General features: G+C 44.1%; 21 protein-coding genes. 10 read left to right on the top strand and 11 right to left on the bottom strand.

Features of this window, described 5'->3' with window-relative positions; all coding sequences use genetic code 11:
• Nucleotides 1–517: 517 nt before the first annotated feature.
• Nucleotides 518–1,015, bottom strand: a complete 498-nt coding sequence (locus tag L2729_RS18200) for a hypothetical protein (protein WP_248989530.1) — start codon at nt 1,013–1,015, stop codon at nt 518–520.
• Between the two features lie 319 nt (nt 1,016–1,334).
• On the opposite strand from L2729_RS18200, the gene L2729_RS18195 reads away from it, so the two are divergent.
• Nucleotides 1,335–2,294: an integron integrase gene (locus L2729_RS18195; RefSeq protein ID WP_346347768.1), complete on the top strand. Its 960-nt coding sequence runs from the start codon at nt 1,335–1,337 to the stop codon at nt 2,292–2,294.
• A gap of 115 nt (nt 2,295–2,409) precedes the next feature.
• On the opposite strand, the gene trpA is transcribed toward L2729_RS18195, so the two are convergent.
• The 6 genes from trpA to L2729_RS18165 all read right to left on the bottom strand — a co-directional run bounded on the left by trpA (nt 2,410) and on the right by L2729_RS18165 (nt 9,268).
• Complete coding sequence (gene trpA, locus L2729_RS18190; RefSeq protein ID WP_248989528.1) at nt 2,410–3,219, bottom strand: tryptophan synthase subunit alpha; 810 nt, start codon at nt 3,217–3,219, stop codon at nt 2,410–2,412.
• On the bottom strand, nt 3,212–4,426 hold the full coding sequence (trpB, locus tag L2729_RS18185; RefSeq protein WP_248989527.1) for a tryptophan synthase subunit beta: 1,215 nt from the start codon (nt 4,424–4,426) through the stop codon (nt 3,212–3,214). Before trpB ends, trpA begins: the two co-directional genes overlap by 8 nt.
• A 101-nt stretch (nt 4,427–4,527) precedes the next feature.
• Nucleotides 4,528–5,946 (bottom strand): bifunctional indole-3-glycerol-phosphate synthase TrpC/phosphoribosylanthranilate isomerase TrpF, encoded by a 1,419-nt coding sequence (trpCF, locus tag L2729_RS18180; protein ID WP_248989534.1) that lies wholly within the window; start codon nt 5,944–5,946, stop codon nt 4,528–4,530.
• 64 nt (nt 5,947–6,010) lie between these two features.
• Complete coding sequence (trpD, locus tag L2729_RS18175) at nt 6,011–7,063, bottom strand: anthranilate phosphoribosyltransferase (RefSeq protein WP_248989526.1); 1,053 nt, start codon at nt 7,061–7,063, stop codon at nt 6,011–6,013.
• A 7-nt stretch (nt 7,064–7,070) separates the two neighbouring features.
• Nucleotides 7,071–7,688, bottom strand: coding sequence for an aminodeoxychorismate/anthranilate synthase component II (locus tag L2729_RS18170; RefSeq protein WP_248989525.1), 618 nt, complete (start codon nt 7,686–7,688; stop codon nt 7,071–7,073).
• Nucleotides 7,685–9,268 carry an anthranilate synthase component 1 gene (locus tag L2729_RS18165; RefSeq protein ID WP_248989524.1) on the bottom strand — a complete coding sequence of 528 codons (1,584 nt, stop codon included), beginning with the start codon at nt 9,266–9,268 and terminating at the stop codon, nt 7,685–7,687. Before L2729_RS18165 ends, L2729_RS18170 begins: the two co-directional genes overlap by 4 nt.
• Nucleotides 9,269–9,920: 652 nt before the next feature.
• On the opposite strand from L2729_RS18165, the gene L2729_RS18160 reads away from it, so the two are divergent.
• The 6 genes from L2729_RS18160 (at nt 9,921) to rluB (ending at nt 14,084) form a co-directional block, all read left to right on the top strand.
• Nucleotides 9,921–10,094, top strand: a complete 174-nt coding sequence (locus L2729_RS18160) for a hypothetical protein (protein ID WP_248989523.1) — start codon at nt 9,921–9,923, stop codon at nt 10,092–10,094.
• Nucleotides 10,095–10,232: 138 nt separating this feature from the next.
• Nucleotides 10,233–11,111 (top strand): RNase RNM, encoded by an 879-nt coding sequence (rnm, locus tag L2729_RS18155; RefSeq protein WP_428848263.1) that lies wholly within the window; start codon nt 10,233–10,235, stop codon nt 11,109–11,111.
• A complete protein-coding gene (locus L2729_RS18150; RefSeq protein WP_248989521.1) occupies nt 11,108–11,728 on the top strand; it encodes an L-threonylcarbamoyladenylate synthase in 621 nt (206 codons plus the stop codon). Before rnm ends, L2729_RS18150 begins: the two co-directional genes overlap by 4 nt.
• 93 nt (nt 11,729–11,821) lie before the next feature.
• Nucleotides 11,822–12,610 carry a segregation and condensation protein A gene (locus L2729_RS18145; protein ID WP_248989520.1) on the top strand — a complete coding sequence of 263 codons (789 nt, stop codon included), beginning with the start codon at nt 11,822–11,824 and terminating at the stop codon, nt 12,608–12,610.
• A gap of 12 nt (nt 12,611–12,622) precedes the next feature.
• Complete coding sequence (gene scpB / locus L2729_RS18140) at nt 12,623–13,219, top strand: SMC-Scp complex subunit ScpB (RefSeq protein WP_101092110.1); 597 nt, start codon at nt 12,623–12,625, stop codon at nt 13,217–13,219.
• Nucleotides 13,212–14,084 (top strand): 23S rRNA pseudouridine(2605) synthase RluB, encoded by an 873-nt coding sequence (gene rluB, locus L2729_RS18135; protein WP_101092111.1) that lies wholly within the window; start codon nt 13,212–13,214, stop codon nt 14,082–14,084. The genes scpB and rluB overlap by 8 nt, the downstream gene beginning before the upstream one ends.
• Before the next feature lie 81 nt (nt 14,085–14,165).
• Here the strand turns inward: rluB and L2729_RS18130 are convergent, their stop codons facing one another.
• Nucleotides 14,166–14,903, bottom strand: a complete 738-nt coding sequence (locus L2729_RS18130; protein WP_248989519.1) for a YciK family oxidoreductase — start codon at nt 14,901–14,903, stop codon at nt 14,166–14,168.
• Between the two features lie 262 nt (nt 14,904–15,165).
• Here L2729_RS18130 and L2729_RS18125 point away from each other — a divergent pair, with 262 nt between their 5' ends.
• From L2729_RS18125 to L2729_RS18115, 3 genes are all read left to right on the top strand, one after another.
• Entirely contained in the window at nt 15,166–17,661 is a 2,496-nt protein-coding gene (locus L2729_RS18125) for a VolA/Pla-1 family phospholipase (protein ID WP_248989518.1), read from the top strand.
• 132 nt (nt 17,662–17,793) lie between these two features.
• Nucleotides 17,794–18,825 (top strand): protease SohB, encoded by a 1,032-nt coding sequence (gene sohB / locus L2729_RS18120; protein WP_248989517.1) that lies wholly within the window; start codon nt 17,794–17,796, stop codon nt 18,823–18,825.
• A gap of 131 nt (nt 18,826–18,956) precedes the next feature.
• Nucleotides 18,957–19,976, top strand: a complete 1,020-nt coding sequence (locus L2729_RS18115; RefSeq protein WP_248989516.1) for a helix-turn-helix domain-containing protein — start codon at nt 18,957–18,959, stop codon at nt 19,974–19,976.
• Nucleotides 19,977–20,440: 464 nt separating this feature from the next.
• On the opposite strand, the gene L2729_RS18110 is transcribed toward L2729_RS18115, so the two are convergent.
• The 3 genes from L2729_RS18110 to L2729_RS18100 all read right to left on the bottom strand — a co-directional run bounded on the left by L2729_RS18110 (nt 20,441) and on the right by L2729_RS18100 (nt 26,033).
• A complete protein-coding gene (locus L2729_RS18110) occupies nt 20,441–21,631 on the bottom strand; it encodes an SO2930 family diheme c-type cytochrome (RefSeq protein ID WP_248989515.1) in 1,191 nt (396 codons plus the stop codon).
• Between the two features lie 103 nt (nt 21,632–21,734).
• Complete coding sequence (locus L2729_RS18105; protein WP_248989514.1) at nt 21,735–24,386, bottom strand: parallel beta-helix domain-containing protein; 2,652 nt, start codon at nt 24,384–24,386, stop codon at nt 21,735–21,737.
• 534 nt (nt 24,387–24,920) lie between these two features.
• Nucleotides 24,921–26,033: a DUF481 domain-containing protein gene (locus L2729_RS18100; RefSeq protein WP_248989513.1), complete on the bottom strand. Its 1,113-nt coding sequence runs from the start codon at nt 26,031–26,033 to the stop codon at nt 24,921–24,923.
• Between the last annotated feature and the right edge of the window lie 54 nt (nt 26,034–26,087).

Here is a 26,087-nt window from a genome sequence, read left to right as displayed (position 1 = left end):
CAAAAAAGCGTAAGATCTTACGCTGATATTTACACTATAAAGGTATCACTCGGGCTTGTTCAACAATCGGGATAAGGACGCGGCTACGCGCGGCCTATCCTTATTCGTTATGTGCAATTAGAGCCACCTACTTGCTAAAAACCATTCCAAAACTAAAAATAGTATAGCTATTGATGGCAAGACTTTATCTGCTTTACAAGTATTTAGTAAGTACAAAAAAAGAACAAAATCATAAAGAATAGTAATAATAAAAATCAAAAACACTAACCAATTACCCAACGATAAGTGTGTACCATAAACATTAAAAATAGAGTCAAATGAATCTATAAATAATTTAGGCGCTATGCCAATTAATATCCCTAAAACAGGTACAAAAAATAGTTTTATTAATCGACTCAAAATTTGATAATCCATTTGCACATAACGCCGGCATCACCAGCCGGAGGTAATTGGCGACTTTTTTGCAGACCCACCGCAAAAAAGGTGCGAATTGCCGGAGGTCGGGTGCATGCCTTTGTTATGCATTCTCAAATTTATCTGTTTCTTTTCTTGTAACTAACTTGAATGACCAATATAAGAATATGAGGCCACCATACATATATAAAAAACCAGCTCCAATAAAGCCAATTTTCTTACAACAAATAAAGAGAGCTAAAATTGAGATAAAAATAAGACTCTCTTTCGTTGCTTTTTTATCTGGAAAGAAATAACCCCAAAAGCAAAAGATAAAATATGATAAAAGAGAACCGATAAATAAGAAATCAAAAATTAAGTCTCTTTCCGGAGAACCAAAATCATTTACTCCTCCCATTAGTAAAATATAACCTAATGCACCAGATTTAATTTCTAAGTTTCTATATGGGTGCCAAAACTTTCTCACCACTAAGTGATATGGATGAGGCCTTATACTTTCCATTTCAGTTTCTTTAACTAAAGAGAAAGGCATTGCTAGCAATAAGCCTAATATACCCAAAGGAACAAAGATGATTGTTGTAAGTAAGTTAAATGCTTCCAAGTTCTATTCCTGCATAACATTTGTATACACGCCTTGCGCATTTATCAGGTTAGACCAGCCAACGCGTGCATTAATAAGTAATTAATATATAACCGATTTTAACGATCATTCCCAAATCACCTGCTGGAAAAACGAGAATAGAGACTAATTTGCCTCGTATGTCCTGCAAAATGCGCAGACGAATCTCTTATCTCATTGAAGTTACATTACTTTATTTTTTTTAACAATAGCAAATCGTGCAGCCAGTACAATTACTCAACTTGATTTTTGAATAATATCAATAATACTGTATGTAAGTACAGTGTTAGAGGTTGGCGGAATTATGTCCTCAAGTCCCTTTTTAGAAGCTATTCGACAAGATATCCGTTTACGTGGTTATAGCATCAGAACCGAAAAGTCATACCTATATTGGATTAAGCGTTACATACTTTTTAATCATAAAAAGCATCCGTCAGAGATCGGTGCGCTAGAGGTTAAGTGTTTTCTGAGTTGGCTTACGACCAATGGACATGTCGCAGTCAACACCCAGAAAGTTGCCCTGAATGCCTTAGTATTTCTGTACCATAAATATTTGCACATTGAACTCGGGGATTTGGGTTTTACCCTTGCCAGTAAGCAACGTCGGTTACCAACAGTACTAAGTAAAAAAGAGGTCAGCAAAGTACTATCGCATCTAAAGGGGACTGCTAAATTAATTATTGAAATATTATACGGCAGTGGCTTGCGTGTTAACGAATGTTTAAGGCTGAGGATCCAAGATATCAATCTTGATAACTTCTCCTTGTTAATTAGGGATGGGAAAGGAAATAAAGACCGTCAAACACTATTGAGCCAGAGTAGTGCCAAGCAATTGACTCATTACATAGAAAAAGCGATTGTGCTACAACAAGCAGATAACCTCAATGGTATAGGACCATCGCTCCCATTTGCGCAGGGTAAAAAATACCCTAATGCTTACCGTCAAACAGCTTGGATGTTTGTATTTCCGTCTAAAAATATTTGCCAGCACCCGATAACCGGAATCACTTGTCGTCACCATAGGCATGACAGCACTGTTAGAAAAAAGCTGCAACCGGCTGTGCAACTAGCAAATATAAGTAAAAGAGTCACTTGCCATACTTTTAGGCACTCATTTGCCACCCATTTACTAGAGAAAGGGCGGGACATCCGTACCGTGCAAGAGTTACTAGGGCATAATGATCTCAATACCACTCAGATTTATACGCATGTTTTAGGGCTGCACTATGCGGGAACAAGTAGTCCGATGGATGATCTCTAGTTAATAGCAGGGCTACTTAGGTACAATTGGCAACAAAAATCAATAAAAAAGCGCAGCAGCTATTAGTCTGTCGCGCTCTTAGGTTTGACGAGGGAAGACTTATCCCCCGTGGTGATTAACGAGCCGTCGCTGCTTTCATGTTGCGAGTAAATTCAGCCAGTGCGCTGAGTAAATTGGCTTCATTGTCTTTGTTGGTGTCGATGATTTTTACCACAGCAGAGCCCGAAATAGCGCCCGCGGCACCCGCGTCAATGGCTGCTTTAACTTGCGAGGGTTCTGCAATACCAAAACCAAGCAATGGCGGCGCGCCATTAAACTCTTTTAAACGGTTAAGGATCTCGGTGATTGGCATACCGGCTTTTGACTCTGTGCCTGTTACGCCTGAACGTGACAGCAGATAGGTGTAACCTTCGCCTTTATCGCTAACGAGTTGCAATGTTTCGCTGTCTGCATTTGGCGGTGCGATAAAAATCGGCGCTATGCCATGCGCTTTAGCTGACGCAATAAAAGGGTCTGCTTCCTCAACGGGGACATCAGCAATAAGCACTGAATCTACGCCAGCGGCTTGGGCTTTAGCATAGAAAGCATCAATGCCATTAGCGAATACAAGGTTGGCGTAAAGCAGTAAGCCAATAGGCAAGTCTGGGTATTTAGCACGAATGGCTGTGAGCATGTCAAAGCACTGGGTTGGCGTAGTACCAGCGGCGAGTGAACGCAGGTTTGCCCCTTGGATCACTGGGCCATCGGCGAGTGGATCTGAAAATGGGAAACCAAGCTCAAGTGCATCAGCGCCATTTTCAACTAAGGTATCAATAATCTTCAGTGACAACTCAGGAGAGGGATCGCCTAAGGTCACAAAGGGGACGAATGCACCTTGATTCTTCTTATCTAGGGCCGCGAATGCTGCCTGATAACGATTACTCATTGCCACTCTCCTGCGCTGATTTTTCTTTTGCTTGGGTTTCTAATATGTCGGCCACGGTAAAGATATCTTTGTCGCCACGACCTGAAAGGTTCACCACTAATAGGGTCTCTTTGGTCGCTTCTTTTGCAAGCTTGACGGCATAGGCTATTGCATGTGCTGATTCAAGTGCCGGAATAATACCTTCGCTACGGGCTAACAACTGGAACATTTCTAATGCTTCATCATCAGTCGCAGACTCGTACGTTGCACGGCCAATGGCGGCCAGGTGTGCATGTTGCGGGCCGACTGAGGGGAAATCAAGCCCGGCAGATACCGAGTATGACTCTTCTATTTGACCTTCACTGTCTTGCATCAATGGGGCTTTCATACCGAAGAAAATGCCGGTTTTACCGTGCTTTAGCGGTGCGCCATGCATGGGGGTATCAATGCCTTTTCCAGCAGGTTCAACACCGATAAGCGCGACTTCTTCATCATCGATAAAGTCGGCAAACATCCCAATAGCATTGGAGCCACCGCCGACACAGGCGATAACCGCATCGGGTAGGCGTCCCTCACGCTCAAGAATTTGCTTTTTAGTCTCAGCGCCAATCATGCGTTGAAATTCACGTACTATGGTAGGGAACGGATGTGGACCTGCCGCCGTGCCTAATAAATAGTGCGCTTTTTCGTAACTACCAGACCAGTCGCGCATTGCTTCATTACAGGCATCTTTTAGGGTGCCAGAACCTGAGGTGACCGGAATAACTTCGGCGCCCATTAGCTTCATTCTAAAGACATTAGGCGATTGACGTTCAATGTCTTTCGCGCCCATGTAGACCTTGCATTTCAAATTAAGCAATGCACAGGCAAGGGCAGTCGCCACGCCGTGCTGACCCGCGCCCGTTTCTGCGATGATCTCTTTTTTACCCATGCGTTTTGCCAACAGCGCTTGGCCTAACACTTGGTTAGTCTTGTGCGCGCCGCCGTGAAGTAAGTCTTCACGCTTTAGGTAAATTTTAACCAATGGGTTAGGGCTAAGGTTACGGGTTAGCGTGAGCGCTGTTGGGCGACCAGCATAGTTTTTGAGTAGGTCAGTAAACTCTTTTTGAAACGCTTCATCTTCTTGCGCTTCGATAAAGGCGGTTTCTAGCTGCTTTAGGGCTGGCATCAAAATTTGCGGGACGTACATTCCGCCATATTCCCCAAAATAGGGGTTTAACTTACTCATAATCTGTTCCTTTATCGTTCATTTCTGTCTGCAGGCCGACACGTGTTATGTGGGCATACAGAGGGAGCTGTTGTAGCGCACTATTCGCGCTTTATGTGTGCTTAGTACTGACGTAGATGGCTAAATGTTTGGGCTATCTTCTGATGATCTTTAACGCCCGGGCTTTGTTCTAGGCCACTGTTAAAATCGAGCCCATAAAAGCCTTGGTTAGCGGCAAGCTTGGCGTTATCCGCGCTTAAGCCTCCGGCTAAAAGTGCTTCGCTGCGATTAGGGATAGCTTGTTGCCAATCAAATACTTGCCCAGTACCGCCAAACTGACCGTCACTTTTACTGTCGAATAAAATACGATCGACATTTGTCGGAATGTCTAATTTGGTATCGATACTGTCGCTTTTCACTGCAACCGCTTTCCAAATCTGGCAATCAGCTTTTAACGCTGCCAGCGCGCTGCGAAGGTCGTCTATTTCAAGCGAGGTTTCTTGTCCATGCAGTTGCACTGCATATAGCCCCAGTTGACTGGCAAGTGAGGCGATAATATTGCTGCTTTCGTTGACAAAAACACCCACAAGGTTAAGCCTGTGGCCCGATGCATCGAGCTGACGGACAAGTTCAATGGCTTGCGCTTTGCTCACGGCTCGGGGCGATTTTTCAGCAAAAATTAATCCCCCATAAACGGCGCCTTTTTTTGCCACCTCAACCAGATCTTCAATGCGGGTTAAGCCGCAGACTTTATTGTGGCCCAAGGTTAAGGTTCTGCAGGCTAAGTCTAAGTCATCTGCTGCCATTAATGAGCTACCAACCAGAAAACCATCAACCAATGGCGCCAAACGGCGTACCTGTGCTTGATTGTAGATCCCTGACTCACTGATAACGACGCGATCAGCCGGAATATGCGGCGCTAGCGCTTCTGTGGTGGCTAAATCCGTTGATAAGTCACGTAGATTGCGGTTATTAATTCCGATAATGGCGGAGTTAAGTGCAATGGCGCGGCTCAATTCTACTTCGTTGCTGACCTCGGTTAAAATGTCTAATTGATATTTTGCAGCTTCGCTCGCCAGTGCTTGATATCGCTTATCATCGAGCACCGAGAGCATTAACAATATGGCATCGGCACCTTGATGGGCAGCAAGTTTTATTTGGTATTCGTCAACGAAAAAGTCTTTACACAAAATAGGTTGGCGAACACGGGCACGGACTCTAGGGATGTAATCCATGTCGCCTTGGAAAAACTGTTCGTCGGTTAATACTGAGATCCCGGCAGCGTAGTGGTTGTAAACATCGGCTATAGCATCCACGTCAAATACATCGCGGATAAGGCCTTTCGATGGACTGGCTTTTTTACACTCTAAGATAAAGCCCGCATTGGGCGCTTTGAGTGCATCAAACAGACTGCGGTCTGACTGCTTAGGCATTAAGCTAGCCTCAGGGAAACGCCGTTTTAATGCGGCAATATGGGCAGGTTTAGTATCAACAATTTTGGTTAATACATTGCTTACTTTAGTTGTCGTATCATTGGCCATTGATGTTTCTCTTAAATCGCTATCGGTTTTTATATGAGTGCTGATATTAATTTTGTGGCTCACACTAAGCTCCTTTTCCCGCTTGGCTTGCATTGGCAAGCTCAGTGAGTAGTTCATACGCTTTGCCACTTTCAATGGTCGCTAACGCAAGCGCAGTACCGGCTTTGACTGAATCCGCCACTCCAGCGACATATAAGGCGCAACCAGCGTTAACGGCTACCGCATTCATATGGGCTGTTTTGCCTTTACCTTGTAGGATAGCTCGGGTAAAAGCAGCATTTTCTTCCGGCGCACCGCCCTCAAGGTCAGTCAATTGTGCGGTCTCCACGCCAAGTTCACTCGGGGTGAGGTAATACTCAGTAATGCTGCCTTCATTAAGCTCATGCACCAAGGTTTTACCGTGTATTGCGACTTCATCAAGACCGCTACCGTGAACCACCATCGCCCGCTTAATACCCAGGGCTTTGACCACTTGTGCGATTGGTGCGACAAGTTCTGCGCTATACACCCCAAGTAACATAAAGTCAGGGTGCGATGGGTTAATTAATGGCCCAAGAACATTAAACAGGGTACGGGTTTTCAGTGCTTGGCGCACGGGCACGGCATGGGCGACACCGCCGTGATAATGCGGCGCAAACAAAAAGCACAGGCCTAGGTTATCTAAACAGTCTCGTGCGGTTTCAGGTGCCATGGTTAAATCAATGCCAAATTGGGCTAATAGATCCGATGAACCCGATTTACTGGAAACACTGCGGTTACCATGTTTGGCGACTTTTGCGCCTGCTGCCGCGGCCACAAAAGCGGCGGTAGTGGAGATGTTGATGGTGTTGTGGCCATCGCCGCCAGTGCCAACAATATCCACAATCCCTTGCGCTACCGTACGCTCATTTGGGGTTGGGAATTGTTTTGCGGCTGCTCTTAACGCGTCAGCTGCGCCAGATATTTCATCAATTGTTTCGCCGCGCATTTTCATCGCAACCAGCATACCGGCCATGGTGACTTCATTCATTTCGCCTTGAATGATACTGCTAAACAACTTTTTAGCATCTTGACGATTGAGGCTTTCACCACGATAAAGAGATTCAAGCAGTGGGGCATTGTTGTTAGTTTGGCTCATTACTTTGTTATCCTTTTTCGTCAAGTTTGGCATTAGTTAAGGTTAATGATTGTGCAAGGTAATCTAATGACTGCACTAACAACTGGCTGCCAAGCGTGGTGAGTATGGATTCGGGATGAAACTGAAAACCCACCGCGTTATCTTGTTGATGAATAATCGCCATTGGCATGTCTTCTGTGGTGGCAATAATCTCTAGGCAGTCTGGTACCTGAGTGGCCACAAGGCTGTGGTATCGGGCAACAGGCAGAGGCGAGGGCAGGTTGGCAAATATGCCTTTACCATTATGCTCGGTAGGACTGGCTTTACCATGTACCACTTGTTTTGCTCGCTCGACTTTGCCGCCATAATGTTCAATCAGCGCTTGGTGACCTAAGCAGATCCCCAGCATGGGCACTTTACCTGCGACATTGGCAATCAATGCCATTAATGAACCCGCTTCATGGGGGGCACCAGGACCTGGTGACAACACTAATGCCGCTGGTTGTGTTTCATTGAGTAACTTATCGGCGATAAAGTCAGCATCGACATCATTTCGATAAATAATAACCTCATAGCCAAGGCTTCTAAATTGGTCCACTAGGTTATAAGTGAATGAGTCGAAGTTATCGAGTAGATAGATTTTCATCGTCCACCTCCCATCTTGATGGCTGAAATGACGGCTTGTGCTTTTTGTCTTGTTTCATCTGCTTCAGCTTGTGGGTCTGAATCATACACCACGCCAGCACCGGCTTGGATATACGCGGTTCCGTCTTTGACAAAGGCGGAGCGGATCACAATACAGGTATCCATATCACCGAGTCCGTTTAGGTAGCCCACGGCGCCGCCGTAACTACCACGTCGTGTTTTTTCTGCGCCGCGAATAAGCTGCGCGGCACTGACTTTAGGCGCGCCCGTTAAGGTGCCCATATTCATACAGGCTTGATATGCATGTAAGGCGTCAAGATCAGTTCTTAATTGCCCTGTGACTCGGCTGACGAGGTGCATGACATGGGAATAACGGTCAACTTTCAATAATTCAGGGACTTTACGCGTACCACTTTGACTGATCCGCGCCACATCGTTACGGGCTAAATCGACCAACATAATGTGTTCTGATAACTCTTTTTTATCAAGACGCAGTTCCAGTTCATTGCGGCTATCAAGATCAAAATCAATGTCGCCATTGGCTGTTTTACCGCGCTTACGGGTGCCTGCGATGGGATAGATCTCAACTTGGTTAGTACTGGCCTCATATTTAAGCGCACTTTCAGGAGACGCGCCAAAGAGTGTGAAGCCTTCGCCTCTAAAGTAAAACATGTAGGGACTTGGGTTAGTGAGCCTAAGGGCACGATACGCACCGAGCGTATTAGGGCATGGCAAACTAAAGCTACGAGAGGGCACGACCTGGAAGATATCGCCAGCGATAATGTGCTGCTTTAAGTCGTTGACCGTTTGCTTAAACTCGCTATCGGAGATGTTGACCCGCGTCTCGGCATTGACCACGTTTAGCGCAGCAACCGCAGGGAGTGATTGACAGGTATGTTGCAGCTGAGCCATGCGACTCGCCAATGTGGCTTGGATCTTTTCATTGCGTGGCTCGGCTAACGTATCAAACTGATGCGTAATGATATCAGCGCTTTGCTGCTGATGATCGACCAGAATTAAGGTCTCTGCGAGATAGAATAGATAGTCCGGGCAGCTATTGTCGCCTTCTGGTACTTGAGGTAATGGTTCAACAGTATCAATCAAGTCGTAAGAGAGTACGCCGCCCAAAAAGAGGTCTTCAAAAGCAGGGGTTTTGTCACAGCGAATATGCTTGACCAGCATTCTTAAGCCATCCAACGGAGAGGTAGACTTTAAGCGTGCGTCTTCATCAAGCTGGTTGCTATTTTTTTGTAGTTTGACGGTTAACGTGTGGCTAGATGATTCGATAAACTCTGTTGTCGGAAAGTTTGCGGTGAAAAAGCCCTTAATGGGGTCTAGTAACGTTTGACCATTTTCAGTCAATGCCTGAAACAATAGCGTGTAGCCATCGCAACGGATCTTCATTGCCGCATGGGTCAATATAATACTTTTAAGGTGATCTTTACTCTCAATCTCTGCGGACTCAAGCAACATAGTATGCGGCGCATCGTTAGTCACATGCTGGTATAAGCGTAATGGGTCGTCATGATAAGCGAGTGCTTCCTTTTGAGTCACCACTTTGGCCATTGTGTTTTGTGCCATGCTTATGCTCCTGCCTTGGTGGATAATGCGTTGTTCATTGTAATATCTCTTTTAAGGTTATTTTTCATAATGAGAAATCAAGAGCCTGCCGCTTGGGGGAACTGTATCTAATGGTATTGCTATCGTTTAGATACAAGAAAGCCCGCAATTGTGCGGGCTTTCTTGTTTAATTTTGTCTCAAACTGATTGAGCACAGAATTTCACACCACCCGCTAATTTGGGAAGTGCCACCACCAACTAATATTTTGGAAAGTTGTAAACTGTGTCATTAAATATTCAATCTCGTTTGTTGTCGTGACTATATAAAAACATTTGCAGACGAAGGCTGTCAATTGAATATTCCTCTTTTTGAGAAAAGATATTGAAAAGGTGGGGATAAAGCGCAGTTGAAGGCTAAACGGGTGTGGTTCTAGTGGTTTTGTAAAGGGATTGTCACCAACTTAATAAGCTGTGTACCAATGTGACAGCTAAGCGAAGGGCTAAAACCCATGCTAGCCCAGCGTCATTATCATGCGCCGGCTAAGCCATATCGCTACCAATAGGCTGTTATAGCAATATGCGGGGTAAATGCTTCAATATCATCATTGATGTCGCGGTTAGCCTTATGCTGGGGTTAAGTGATCAGCATTGAAAATCAATCAGTGTGGATTAAGTGTATGACTCGGTTAACTTCAATCCATTTATGATCCGTATCTTTAGTACCATTCAATACACTCAATCGATCAACCAATTAATGGCTATCGTCGTGATCCTAAAACCATTGTATGGCTCAGTAAAAGGCATAGCCATCACCAGCGTGGTATCAGTGCCATCTTGTGGTCGTTAATGTGGAGTGCTTTGCGAATTAGGCATCATGTCTAACAAGGCAGAGTTGTGCTTCTAAACCAGCTGACTCGCTGGAATAACCAAATTGATTACATTTTAGTTATTTAAATCCCCTTTCATTTGTAAACTCAAGTATTATATGGGGATGAAAGATGAAAATATTAATGAAATAAAATTGGTTGATCTGCACAGTCATACGACGGCATCAGATGGTCAACTTACCCCTTCAGAATTAATAGAGCGTGCTATCAGTAAAGGCGTGCAAGTGTTTGCTATTACTGATCATGACACTACAGATGGCTTAAAAGAAGCACACCAATACAACAACAATCATGAAACGCCATTGGAGTTAATCAATGGTGTCGAGATTTCAACGTGTTGGAATAGTTTCGATATTCACATTGTGGCACTCAATATTGATATTGAGAATGCAGTCATGATTGAGTTTTTAGCACACCAACGCGAACTAAGAGCTGCTCGAGCATTTGAGATTGGAGACAGGCTTACTAAAGCAGGCATAGAAGGTGCTTATGAAGGTGCTAAGTTCTATGCGGGTGATGCTGCGATTAGTCGCGGGCATTATGCTCGTTGGTTAGCTGAAAAAGGGTATGCCACGACGACCGCGAATGTATTTAAAAAGTACTTGGCTCGAGGCAAAACAGGTTACGCGCCTAATAATTGGGATGATATGGCCAGTGCGATTGCCATTATTCATCAGGCGGGCGGCGTTGCCGTTTTAGCCCACCCCAGTGGTTATAAATTATCAGCTAAATGGCTAAAGCGATTAGTGCGAGAATTTAAAGCCGCGAACGGCGATGCAATTGAAGTGGTATTGGGCCAACAGACTATCGATGACCGCAGTAACTTAATTGCCTTAAGTGTACTCAATAACCTGATGTGCTCACTAGGAAGTGATTTTCATTTTCCAGGAAGTTGGATAGAGCTGGGTAAAAATATGTTCCAACCCCAAGGTGTTAGTTGGGTTTGGCAGTCAGAAAAATGGAAGGATGCACCATGAGTCAGTTTTTTTATGTGCATGAGGAAAATCCTCAAGTACGCCTAATCAGCCAAGCTGTGAACGTGATTCAAAAGGGTGGCGTCATTGTCTACCCAACAGATTCTGGCTACGCGCTGGGTTGCTTATTAGGTGATAAAGACGCAATGAGCCGAATTGCGCGCATTAGGCAGATAGACAACGACCATAATTTTTCATTAATGTGTCGTGATCAGTCTGAGCTTGCAACCTATGCTCGCGTTGATAACCAAGCCTATCGGGTGTTAAAACATAATACGCCTGGGCCGTATACATTTATCTTTAAAGCGTCAAAAGAAGTGCCTAAACGTCTTCAGAATCCAAAGAAGAAAACGATTGGTATTCGTGTGCCTGACAATGTCATTGCGTTGGCGTTGTTAGAAGCTCTCGATGCGCCTTTGATGTCTACAAGTTTGATATTACCGGGCGAAGAGTTTACCGAGTCAGACCCTGAGCATATTCGCGACATTCTTGAGCATCAGGTTGACTTGATTATTCATGGTGGGTACTTAGGCGAAAAACCGACGACGGTGATTGATATGTCAGAAGGTGACATTGAAATTATACGTGAAGGCGCTGGAGATGTGACTCCATTCCTTTAAGTTGTATTCAACGGTGATGTAAGGCGAGTATTGCTTTAAACCATCGTTGTTTACGGGTATAATCGCGCGTTTGCGAAAGAGTGGGTGTTACGGATGGAGGGAATTGTACAAAAATTGCCTTTAGCCAAGGTGCGAGGTAAGCCTTTAAAGGTGATGCCAAAGGACCTATTTATTCCACCTGAAGCCCTTGAAGTGTTTCTTGAGTCCTTTGAAGGACCGCTGGATCTCTTACTGTACCTTATTCGTAAGCAAAAGCTCGATGTGGTTGATTTACCCATATTTGCGGTAACGCAGCAATATTTAGAGTATGTGGATCTGCTACAAGGTGCCAAAGTCGAATTAGCGGCAGATTATTTGGTTATGGCGGCGACATTAGCCGAGATTAAATCTCGACTTTTACTGCCAAAGCCTGACGTTGAGTTTGAGGATGAAGAAGATCCTCGTGCCCAGCTAATACGCCAATTAAAAGCGTATGAAGTGATAAAAGACGCGCAAGAAAAGTTAGACGTTCTTCCGAGAATGGAGCGCGACGTATTTCAAGCTAAAGCGGTCCCAGCTGCCAATATTAAACCTGAGTTATTACCACCTGAAGTGTCACTCACCGAAGTTGCACGTGCGTTTACATCAGTGCTCAAGCGTATTGAAGCGACTGAAAACCACCATGTTGTTCGAGAAGTGTTATCCACTCGAGAACGTATGACTCAAATTTTGGCAAAGTTAAACGCACATACCTACCTGCCTTTCGAAGCTTTATTCGATTTTGAAGAAGGCCGGAGTGGGGTTGTTGTGAGCTTTTTGGCGTTAATGGAACTGGTGAAAGAGTTGTTGGTTGAACTGGTACAAGCTGAACCATTTTCGACTATACATGTTAGAGCGTACTAAGGATCTACTTCGTTGTCACAGATTAATCCAGAGCAGCTAAAGCAGTTAATTGAAGCGAGTCTTTTCGTGTTGGCGAAGCCGATGACGATTAAAGCGCTTAAAGAAACCGTACTTTCTGAGTTCAGTGTTTCTAGAGCAAAGGTACAGGCTTCAATTGATGCACTGCAGCTTGATTACGAAGGACGAGGCGTGCAGTTAGTCAAAGTCGCAGGAGGGTATCGATTTCAAACTCTTGTAGAACTGAGTCCTTATTTGCAGCCTCTATGGCAAGAGAAAGCCCCTAAATATTCTCGTGCAACAATTGAAACATTGGCCGTTATTGCCTATCGACAACCTGTTACCCGTGGTGATATTGAGTTTGTTCGAGGCGTTGCGATTAGCAGCCATATAATTAAGAGTTTAAACGATAGAAATTGGATTAAAGTCGTGGGCCATAAAGAGGTGCCGGGAAGACCAGCGCTTTATGCTACGACAATAGAGTTTCTATCATACTTCGGTTTGGACAGCATCACGGAACTTCCGTCGTTGTCAGATCCCGAATCATTGGACGCACTTTTCTCGACTGTGAAAAGTGTTGCCGAAAAAACAGAAGAGTCTACTAATGAGTGAAAAATTGCAGAAAGTCTTGGCCCGAGCAGGCCATGGCTCCCGTCGTGAGATGGAGGTATGGATTGCTGCAGGCCGAGTTAGTATTGACGGTGAAATAGCAACCCTAGGTGATCGCATTGAATCTGATGCTAAAGTGCGCATTGATGGCCGTGCTATTTCAATCAGATCTGAAGAAGATGTGATTTGCCGCGTGATTGCTTATCACAAGCCAGAAGGTGAAATATGTAGCCGTAAAGACCCTGAAGGTCGCCCTACGGTGTTCGATCGTTTACCAAAAACTCGCGACTCACGCTGGGTTGCGGTTGGACGTTTGGATATTAACACCTCTGGTTTATTACTATTTACCTCTGACGGTGAATTAGCTAACCGCCTTATGCACCCTTCAAATGAAGTTGAGCGTGAATACGCGGTGCGCACATTTGGTGAAGTTAACGATGCTTGTATCCAGCGTTTACGCATGGGTGTCACTTTGGAAGATGGTCCTGCGAGCTTTGACAAAGTCAAAGCCGCTGGCGGCGAAGGAATGAACAAGTGGTGGCATGTCAGCTTAGCTGAAGGCCGTAACCGCGAAGTGCGTCGCTTATGGGAATCTCAAGAGGTTCAGGTCAGCAGACTTATTCGAATTCGCTATGGCATGATTGAGTTACCTAAATCTCTGCCGCGTGGCGGTTGGATTGAGTTAGCGATGGAAGACGTTAACTACTTACGTAAAACTGCGGGTATGCAAGATGAAACTCGTAGCTTGCTCGGTACAGATAAACACAGTGTTGCGCGTGCTAAAGTACGTGGTGCTAAGATCCGTCGTGCAGTGCGAAAGCACAAAGTGACGGCGACACCGAATAAACCTACCCGCAGTCGTACTTAAATAACGAGTACGATTGGGATTAAAAAGGCCGCTATTTAGCGGCCTTTTTTTTGGTCTTATTCTTGGTTTAGCGCTCAGCGATTACTGTGCATTCAGCTGCTGACCGTTAATGTCGGCTGAGTCCTTGCCCATCAAATACAGGTAAGTTGGCATTATCTCTTCTGGCTTTTTAAGCGATTGTGGATTTTCAGCAGGATAAGCATTTGCCCGCATACCGGTGCGAGTGGCACCTGGGTTAATACTGTTGCTACGAATGTTACTGCCTTCGTATTCATGAGCGATTGCTTGCATCATGCCCTCGGTTGCAAATTTTGACATTGCATACTCTCCCCAAAATGAGCGGGCTTGGCGACCAACACTGCTTGAAGTGAAGATTAGCGATGCGCTTGCTGATTTACGCATGACTGGCAGTAGGGCTTTTGTTAACATAATCTCAGCAATCACATTCACTTTGAACACTTCTTCCACTGAACTCATGCTGATGTGTTCAAACGGACCTAACACACCTAACATGCTGGCATTGTGTAATAACCCATCTAAACAACCAAATTGCTCTTCGATAGTTTCAGCCATATCGACATAGTTTTTCTCCGTGGCTCCTTTCAAATCGAGCGGAACAATGGCCGGTTTTGGATAGCCTGCTTGTTCAATTTGGTCATATACGGCTTCTAGTTTTTTTACCGTTTTACCCAATAGAATGACAGTGGCGCCGTGCTGCGCGTAAGTCAGTGCTGCTGTTTTTCCTATGCCGTCACCAGCACCTGTTACTAATATAACTTTACCATTAAGTAAATCTTTTGCAGCTTGATATTCCAACATGAGTTAATACTTCCTCTGAGCTCAAACGCCCGTCACTTCTAGAGTCGCTGATATGATAAACAGCCGTTTAAAACAAACGATTAATTTTTACTCAGCTATTCGCTAACCGTTTGTGACAAAAATGTAGCTAAGTCAATACTTTTGCGTTAACTTGAGTTGAGTTAAGGGCTAACAATAAGCCCTATTGGTCATACTTTGCTGGCTATTGTGACCAATTTCCAAGTGAAAACAAAATTATTACAACAAGATTTGGGGAAAAAAGATGAAAAAGCTCTTTTTGGGTGTCGCAATCGCATCTGCATTAGGTCTCACTGGCTGTAGTGAAGACAGTTACAACGAATTAGTAGATAAAACGGAACCACTGGTCCCTCAGTCTGTAATCGTTTTCGATCCAGGTAACTCTGAGTTACCGTTACCTAACGATATCCTTTTTAGTGGTACCACTGACGGTACCATTAATATCCCACAAAACGCTGATCCAACCAAGCCGAGTGAAGCAAACGGTGATTATACCGATCCAAGCATAGCCTTGGGTGCATTAGATGGATGGTCTACCACAGCACCAATTTCTATTAAAGTTGCACCAGCGACGGACAGTGATGGCACTGTATTGACCTTGAGTAAAACATCGGTTGAACAGCCAGGTGCAGTGAGAGTGTTTGAAGCAACAGTGGGTGGTTCACTTTCTTCTGACCCTGAATGTAAAAGTGCTCCAAATATTTCAGCCTGTAAAATCGGTGCAGAATTACAATTTGGTGTCGACTTTGTATCGACGGCATCGGGTAATCAAATTGTCATCGTGCCGCTTAAGCCACTTAAAGCCAAACAGTCATATATTTACGCGACCACTAATCTAATACAAGATTCGGCTGGACGTGCAATTGCATCGTCGTCGACTTATACACTGCTAAAGCTCGATATTGAGACTAAGCCGCTTGAAACACCCTCACAGCTGTTATTGCAAGCTGCTGTTAATAGCTACGAAAAAGGTATGGCTGCCGCGGGCGGCCCAGATGCTGAATCAGTAAGTTATTCTGGACTGTTTACCACGCAATCTGTTGCAGACGTTTATGAGGTTTCCAAGCTACTGATAGCGGGCCAACCTGGTTACATGCCGGAATTTGTGATGCCACCAACTGACAGTGGTTATACCTTGGCGCAGGTTTTGATGATGCCGCCAGAGCACCCAGCCTATGGAGGTGCGAGTAAAGTCAATGTCTGGAATGCTTCACTAAAATTACCGGTATACAGTGAATGCTCATCAACAAACTGTTTTGATGCTGAAGGCAATATTGCAATCAATGGCTGGTGGACAGCAGCTTACGATAGCCCTGTTTCAGTATTGTCAGCGCTGCAAGCGGGCACACTGAGCCAAGAAAGCTATTTTGCACAAGCGATTGCAAATGGCATTGAAGATCCGGTTGCCGCATTGAGCGACCCCGCTCAACTGGCAGGTAAGTCATGGCTATTAGATGATGGCACTGCAGCAGATAAAGCACGACATTTAACCAAGTTTAACCCTATCCCACAGATCAAGAACTATGAAGTTGTTCCTGTGCAGATGACGGTACCTAATTTTGCACCAGCACCCGCTACAGGTTGGCCTACCACTATTGCAATGCATGGTTTAGGTGGTGGTAAGGAGATGGCATTTGCCTATGCAGGTACTTATGGTGAGTTAGGTGTTGCCACTGTTGCTATTGATATGCCTTTACATGGTGCACGCTCTTATGATGCTAATGGTGATGGTACTTATGAAGTCTCTGCAACAGATCCAAGTTTTGGTAATGTAGTCGGTAAACCTGATGCGTTTATAAACGGTAACCCATTAGTATTTATTAACATAGCAAGTACCCTGACAGTACGTGATAACTTTCGCCAGGCGACATTAGACCATTTAGCACTGCGAGCCGCACTTACTGGTTATGCCGGTAAGCTAGCAGAATATGGGATGGGTCAGGTATTTGATAATAATCAGATCAGTGCACAAGGATTGAGCCTTGGCGCAATCGTGGGTACTGACTTTGCTACTTATGCAAGTACTGGATTAACGCATCCAACAGGTGCTGATTTAAGCTATGTGTATAAGCTAAATGCTGCATCGTTAGTTGCGCCCACAGGAGGATTTGCAGGTACTTTTATCGGGTCTGCCACCTTTGGTCCAATGCTGTTTGACAACATTATTCAATCTGAAACTTTCATGGCACTAGTTGAAGAAGCGAATAAAGGCCCTGGTTACGAGCCTGGCACGCCTGAGTACGATGCTTTGGTTAAAGCGGTATATGACGCATTTCTGCCGACTTTTGCTTTTGCTGTACAAACGGCTGTCGATAGTGCAGATCCTATCAACCACGCTGCGATGCTGAAGGCGACAGGTCTACCTATTCACTTAATTGAAATTGTAGGGGACGGTGCAAATAGCCTGCCGGATCAAGTATTGCCAAACCGTGTTCCTGGATATCCAGTATCTGGTACTGAGCCATTAATTGAAAATCTTGGCCTTGCATGTGTCGATACAACAACAGTAGGCTCAGGTGTTGTGAGGTTTTCTAAAGGACATCACAGTTCAATTATCTCTCCGTCACCTGTTGAAGGCGTTACTGATGGCTTAGAAGATGTGGCAACTGTTGAGATGCAAACTGAAGCAGCTTTCTTCTCATATAGCGCAGGATTACCAGACGCCACTAGCCCAACTATTTATCTAGGTTTGGCTGTCGGCCCTGATGCTGCAGCGGCTGTTGTGCAACCTTGTATATAAAGTAGATTGATTTTTAATCGAATAAAAGCCCAGCTTATGCTGGGTTTTTTTATGGGCATTTTTTATTATTAAATAGGCTGTTAGAATAGCCGTAATTAACGAAGTTAAAAATCGATTGGGCTGGAGAATATTTTGGAATTTCTGTACGAGTATGGGTTGTTTTTTGCAAAAGCAGTAACGATTGTAGTATCGATTCTGGCCGTTGTGATCGTGGTATTGGCATCAACTATTAAGCACAAAACCGATAAAGGTGAGCTTAAAATCACTAACATCAGCGATGACTTAAAATCGTTGAAGCATGATCTTAAAGAAGAGTTGTTGTCTAAAAAAGCATTTAAGGCTTATGAGAAGCAGATAAAAGCAGACGAAAAAGCTAAAGAAAAAGCACAAAAAAATAATAAAGAGCCAGAGATAGACCCCAAGGTTTATGTTATCGATTTTAAAGGCAGTATCGATGCGAGTGAAGTGGCATCATTGCGTGAAGAAATTAGCGCGATTATAACCATTGCTGACAAAGGTGATGAGGTTATCGTTAATGTTGAAAGTGGCGGCGGTATGGTTCATGGGTATGGCCTTGCTTCAAGCCAGCTTGATCGTTTGAGACAAGCTCAAATCCCATTGTCTATTTGTGTCGATAAAGTGGCTGCTAGTGGCGGCTATATGATGGCTTGTGTGGCCAATAAGGTTTACGCTGCGCCTTTCGCTATCGTCGGTTCTATTGGGGTTGTTGCGCAGGTGCCTAACTTTAATCGTCTGCTTAAAAAGCATGATATTGATTACGAGCAGCATACTGCAGGCAACTTTAAACGCACGCTGACCATCTTTGGTGAGAATACCGATGAAGGTCGCGAGAAGTTTCAACAAGAGCTTGAAGAGACGCATGTGCTGTTTAAAGAGTTTATCTCTAAGTATCGTCCTGATCTTGATATTGCCAAAGTGGCGACGGGTGAGCATTGGTATGGTCAGCAAGCCATTGAACTTGGCTTAATCGATGAAGTGGCTACCAGCGACGATGTGATTATGAAGCTGGCCAATGAGCGCACTGTGGTTAAAGTGACTTACCAGCTTAAGAAAAAGCTTTCAGATAAAATAGCGCATGGCGCTTCTCTATCGTTTAACGCAATTTTTAATAGATTAGCAGAGAAGAATCAGCCGCTTAAGTAGCTTATGCTGATAGTAAGTTGATTAAAAACCTGCTGATGCAGGTTTTTTTCGTTAATTTAATCTTAAAGCTATGAATTCGTATTTAGATCCGCTAACAATATGACTAACCAGTCATTATTTAGTCGAGTGAAATGCATCAAATCTGCAGTTATAAACCTCATCTTATGGTTGGCGATCAATCTTACCCAGCCTATGAATTAAGGAATTTACTCCATTACTTAAAAAAACACTTTGGCTCCTCAGTTGCAGCGCAATTGTGCAACGATATTGGCGTAGGAGAAACAGAGTTGGCACACAGTCAATTTGTCTATGTATGGCAAGTTGATTATGCAATGACATACTTGCGTAATGTGAGTACGGATGCCGAAGTTGGAGTTAAGGCTGCTAGTGACTATAAATTAGCTGATTTGGGCTTTTTACTCGATTATTTAGCCAAATTTAATACCTTAGGTGAATGCCTAGCCTTTGTTATCGCCCATCCCGAATTGGTGGGTAGCTTTTCTGATATATTCCTTAGGAATGAAGAGGGTGTTTTGAAAGTCAGATGGCTTAATACTAATAAGCTAGAGACAGATAAATACAGTTGTCAGTTTCAGCACAGTATTGGTTCACTTATAACTTTTGCAGAAGAGTTGACGGGTGAAACAGTTCAAGCCAAAGACATTATCTTAGCTGAACCCAAACGAAAAACGCCATTCTTAGCTGCTCGAACGGGGGCTGGCATCCAATTTGATGGGGAGTTTTTTGAATGGTCGATAGAACACAAATATTTGAGCTTACCGATAACCTTTGAATTTACAGATATAGCATTAAGTCCAGTTATAGAAAGCGGGCAGTCTTATATTACAGAGGTTCTTGATGTACTAAGAGATAGCGCTCCTGAATTACCGAGTATGGAGGCCATGGCGTTAACGCAAAAGATCAGTACTCGTACATTGAGGCGCCGACTTTCGGCTGCTGGTACTCACTACCAAAAGCTAATTGATCAAGTAAGATGCCAAATGGCGATTAATCTAATTCTAAGCAGTGATCACTCTATTGAAGCAATCTCAGACTTAATGGGCTTTGGTGATGTAAGCCATTTCAGGCAGAGTTTTAAGCATTGGATAGGACATCCTCCAGGCCATTTCTTACGTTTACATAAAGGTTAAACTGAGTTTTAACCTCACAAAACCTTTTCAATTGCTTTGAGTACTTCATCGACATTTATTGATGGCAACTGCCAAGCTCTGGTGGCATAGCATCAATCCAGTCTTTAATGACGGTTACGGCTTCAGTGTGGGAAATGACACGACCTATATGTATGAGGCATTCGCTTTGAATACCTCACCGATGTTTACTGATATTTATTGATGGCAACTGCCAAGCTCTGGTGCCATAGCATCAATCCAGTCTTTAATGACGGTTACGGCTTCAGTGTGCGCAATCGCTCGAATTATTAGCGTGAGGCATTCGCTTTGAAACCTCATCGATGTTTACTGATGGCAACTGCCAAGTTCTGGTGCCATAGCATCAATCCAGTCTTTAATTACGGTTACGGCTTCAGTGTGGGAAATGACACGACCTATATGTATGAGGCATTCGCTTTGAATACCTCACCGATGTTTACTGATGTTTATTGATGGCAACTGCCAAGTTCTGGTGCCATAGCGTCAATCCAGTCTTTAATTACCGTTACGGCTTCAGTGTGGGCAATCGCTCTTCCTATCGGTGGCATTCTATCCTTGGGCTGATTGAGCTGTTGGCGATATACCAAGATTGAGTGCTCACCATCACTTGGAATGATGTCGTAAGATAATCCTTTTGCCCCGCCATCCCAGCCAGGTGGTTGTTTGCAGATACCATATTGATAACTGGTATGGTCGACATAAAAACCAAGACGCAGCCCTGAAATACTGGCAAAGCCGTCGGGGTTATGACAATGAGCACAGTTGATATCCAAATAACCTTTCGCCCGAGCTGTGAGTGAAGCGCTTTGGTCAAGGATGTCAGCCGTTTTACCTATTTCAGTAAGCTCGGGTACTCCAGTGAGTATATTGAGTTGCTGCCAGAGTTGTAATTGATTGGTGGTTTGTCCTTGATGATTAACATTGCGATTGAGCAGATGCGCTTTAATTCCGATGGGGCGAATACGCACGGATTGATCGTCACTGGCAAACGTAGATTGATGACATATCTTACATTCGGCGCGACTGGGTACATGGTAATCGAAGGCTTCTTGGCTGCCTTGATGGTTTAAACTGTGGGGAATATCCATGCCTGCTTGTTGTAGCGTAGCCTCGTTATTTTGCCAAATATAGGGCAGGGTGGTCCAGCCAGCTTCTCTATGAATAAGTAACCGAGTTTCAATTAGTACTTCATTATTCGCGCCAAGAACTTGTGTATCGAAGGGTAACGAGAACGTTTTGACTAAAACAGTGCCTATTGGCATCTCAAAGGTATCGTTTGGGTGATAGGCTAATTTTTCCCCTTGAGGAACAAAAATGAAGCGGTGTTTACTGGCATAGTTAGAGAATAACTGTGTTGAGAGCTGATAGGCGATCCCCGGTGCAATAGGCTCGGATGTCGGAATACTGGAGTCTATAAATAACCCATACTGCGACAACTGCTGACAATCTTCAGTCATTAAAGCATCCCAATTTACTTCACTTGTTGTGGCGTCACATGCTGACAGCGATGGGGCTGGATCTGTGTTGGGTTCTGTAGGGATGATTGGTGCGACTTCACTTGCGAGTTCTGTTGAGTCACTTTCACCGCCACAGGCGCTAAGAAGTAAGATAAAACTGAGGATAACTAGATTATGCATAAGTCACCTACATAGTAATGGGTTATTGAGTGTTAAGTTTTGGTATTGGAGTGTTGTAGTTAGAAAAAGGCCGGGATATTCCCGGCCTTTTTATTCACTTAACTTACTTTGAGCAAGATGCACTCGGTAGGCGCTTAATCCATTCGTTGATTAATGCAACACCTTCAGCGTGTGAGAGGCTGCGACCAATCTCTGGCATTCTGTCACCTGGGTTATTCGTGTCCATACGGAAGTGTAGAATAGATTCTTCTGGGCTTCCCGGAACAACGTCATAGCCAAGAGAGCCACCACCATACGCAACTGGTGACTTACATGTACCATGTGAATAACCAGCATCTTCAGCGTAATCTCTCCAATACTCGAGTTTTAGTCCTGTATTAGATGCATTACCTTCAGGGCGATGACAATGAGCACAGTTGATGTCCAAATAACCTTTGGCTGTTTTCATCAGTGCGGCATCGCTAAGGCTGCTCACGTTTGTTTCATCACCATCATTGTAGGCTGGCACTGTGTCTATCGTGGCGACCTCTGGAACACCTTGTAAAATGCCTGCTGCTTGCCACTTTAACAGCTGATTCATGCTGCCATCACTGTAGGCATAATCTTTGTTAAGTTGGCGTGCCTTTGGCCCGATAGGGACAAACTTTGCAGGGCTATCAGCATCAGGCTTAAATTGGTGACACTGTTTACACTGGTTCATACTCGGCACGACATAATCAAAGTTCATTGTGTCGCCGTTATGGATCACCTTTTTAGCTTGAATTGCGCCCGCTTTAGCGAGTACAGCATCTGCTTTTTCAGCGTTCCACACATAAGGCAGCGCAGTCCAGCCACTTTCACGATGGATTAATAATCGCGTTTCAACTAAATCTTCATTCGTTATGCCGCGCTTACTGGTATCTGCTGGGAGTGCAAATGTTTTCACTAAGACGGTCCCGACAGGGAAGTCCATTGATTCCATAGCTGAAAAATCGGCTTTTTTGCCCTCTGGTACAAATACGTAACGATATTTACTTGAGTAATCAGTAAATAACGGTGTATTTAAGTCATAAGGTAAGCCACCAGAATTAGGTGCGTTAGCCGGATTTTTTGCATCGGCAAACAAGTTGTAGTCAGAGAGGCTAGGGCAGTTGGCTTTTAGCAATGCATCCCAAGAAGCGTTAGCGCCTTCGGCTTTACAAAGGCTTAGATCTCCATTACCAACTAGGCCGCCTTCACCTTCACCAATAGTACCGCCGCCACCAATAAGGTTACCACCATCACAGCCCTCGGTATCATCATCAACGCCACAACCGAAGATCTGATCACCAAAGGTCACAGTATGAACGGGTAAACTTACCTGAGCACAGTTCAATAACTGGTCTTGCGTTTTTTCATATAAGATTTCAGGACTTGCAATATCGGTATTTTCATTGGCATACAAGCGACCAAAGGAAACATCGCCATTGTTGCTAGCGCAAACATTGTCGCTGCCATCGGCAGCAAAGGGGGTCTCTTGCAGTCCAAGGTAAGCCGCTGTGCCATTGTTCGATAGCGTTTCACCCAAACCGTCATAGAGTACGCCTGGGAAAGCGCCATGGGTAAATAGGTATCCCTTAATAATGTCATCAATCAAGTAGCCGTTGGGTTTCTGGCCATATCCAGTGATCACGTTATCATGCAGATAAATGTTACGCGGAGTTGGGCGCCACCCATCTTCAATCGGTTGTCCTGGTTGACCATAGTTAGCTACAAATGCGCTAATGTCAGGTTCAGCAATAAAGAAACTGGTGATTGCCACGCCCATGGTGTCGTGATTGGTTATTTCATTGTTAAAAATCTCAACGTCATCAGTCGACAGAATAATCATACCTGTGCCGGGGGGCACAATATGAACTCCTGCAGGATTTGCCGAAGCATTGGCAAAGTTTTTAGTATTGTTATCGTAGACTTTGTTGTTGAAAATTCTGACACTTGAGCCATAGCGATGGTTGTTAATTGGGAGGTCGAAAACAAGAATACCGCCAGTATTACCCATGGCTTCGTTGTCATAAACATCAGCATATTTTGAGTTTTCTATCTCAATACCTGCCACGTTTTCCTTTGCAATGTTACGCCTAACAACGATGTATTGTGATTGACCGACATAAATACCTGCGTCGGCACTGCCACGTACGTAGGTGTCTTCAATAAGAATGTTTTCACATTCTACAGGGTAGAGACCGTATGCACCGTTATCCTCATCAAGCTCGCCTTCCCAAACCGTTGCGAGGCGACGCAAGATAATACCGTTTGTATTTTTTAGTTTGATACCGTTATTTTTAGCTTCATTCACTGACAGATCTTGAATGATAATATTGACCGCATTCTGGACGAATATACCATCGCCAGAGTTCGCCTTTGAGAAATCAAGAATGGTTTCATCCTGACCGTAACCCATGATGGTTATATTTTTAGCATAGCTACCATCGCCGTCGACATCACCATCAAATAATAACGTTGATTCAATTTCAAATGTGCCTTTAGGCAGGACGATGACATCGTTACTTTGAGCATCAATCAATGCTTCTTGTATACGCAAGGTTAGGTTTTCACCGTCTTCAATCATTATCGCGCCTTCAGGGAACGTAGTCTCTTCTGGTGCAGGGGTGACAACGGGCGGCGTCTCTATTTTTGTTGTAGTGTCGTCATCGTCAGAAGAACAAGCCCCCAAGCTTATTGCAACTGCGGTAGCGATTAATGTTGGCATTAGCCAAGAAGGTTTCTTGTTGAGCATAGCGTCTCCAAATTTATTTTTATTATGCGCGCTCTAGATTGCACTGACGTACCAGATAAGCAATGTGAAATCAGGACAACAAGTTTGCAACATCTTGTTATCAAATAAATTGATGCAGACTGTTAAACACGATGGTTGTTGTTAGTTATTGAAAAGGAAAGTGAAGAGGTTGAAATTCAAACGAGTGTATTATTTTTGTTCAGCTTGATTTTTATTTGAAATACTTTACCGTGCAGTATCTGGTTAATTTTCATATAAACAATACGTTAGCCAGTAATGTTTGACAGGGTCGTATATTGATCACAGCGCAATAAAGGTGAGGTTGTTGATCTTTTGAAAGGGACTGGAGTTAAACCTTTGCCGTGGATAACGATGTCATTGGATATATCTTGGTTTAGAGGTGGCTCCTATCTAAATTATCAATCTAACCACTCATTTGTACTCGTCATCTAGACTATTACCCTGATAAGAGGGCAAAGCTGTTGCCCTACATGATCGGTCTCCCTATTAAGCTGTGATATCGATATTTTTAGACTAGATATCGATACCAAAACCAATAATAAACTGATAATCATTTGGTTCAGGTGTTAGCCCGTTTGAATCGGGTTGAGGGTTGTTGGTTCTGTCCCAAACGAATGACAGGTCAAGATCAAACATATCGGTTAGCTCAATCTCTAACGTCGCAATCGCATGGTGGGTATAACCACCAGAGGTTTCATTCCCGTACTGCAAGCGATATAGCGCGTTAAAATCTATGTCTCCTGTAATTTCAGTATCGTATAAGCTTTCAATAACCAATGCTGCGCTGCCATCACCTTTATTTTTATTCATTTCGACAGTATCAAATCGAGTATAGGTATAAGCGGGGCCACCACTGACACTCCACTCTGTTTTCGCATTATCAATGATGTTGTAACCAAGACCAGAACCCAGCGTCACTCGATAATCTATGTTCAAAAATGGGTCAATATAGATTTCACCGAATACCGGTCTAAGATAAAATTGTTTGGAGATGAACCTGTCAAAGTTACTGTTAATTCGGTGGTTATTTATGCGGTTTTCACCATCTGTTTCTGAGTAGTTGCCGATGTAGTCGAGATTGAATCGTGATTCTGTCGTGCGTCGCTTCGTCTTGGCGAGTGCACTGTAGTCTATCTGGTCAGTGTTACCTTTTCGAAAGTTTGCCCCTAAGGTAATTTTACTCGACCAATAGTTAGCTTCGGTTTGCTCTCCCGCGATAATCGTCATTATTTGGTGACTATCAAACTCCTCACCATTGATATAGGACTTGCCATCTTTGACGAGTAGTCGACCCGTTTTAGTGCTGAGATCAGTAAAGCCGATACTCATAATATGACGACTTTGCAGCACTTTCACATCTTCCCAATCGATAAATACGCTGTCGAGCTCATCACTATCGAATTCGAGTTTGTCGTCGTAAAGGTTAACGATTTCGCCTTTGAGTAACTCCAATGAGGTGAGTTGTAGCCAATCATATTTACTGTCTTCAGGCGGAAATATTTGTTCAGGTGTGATTCGAGCCGGCGTTAAGTGAGTGACTGTCTCTGCGGCTAAAATCGAGGGACTAAAACAGCCGACAGTAACGCTGCCTGCAATTAATATGCAGTAGCTACATCTTGTTATCATTACCTTCTCCCTGAAGCTTACTTGTCCTGAAATTCAATCGATTACTAATTTTTG

The sequence above is a fragment of the Shewanella gelidimarina genome (assembly GCF_023283945.1).
GTDB classification, from domain to species: domain Bacteria; phylum Pseudomonadota; class Gammaproteobacteria; order Enterobacterales; family Shewanellaceae; genus Shewanella; species Shewanella gelidimarina.
This window is presented reverse-complemented; position numbering and strand designations above follow the sequence as displayed.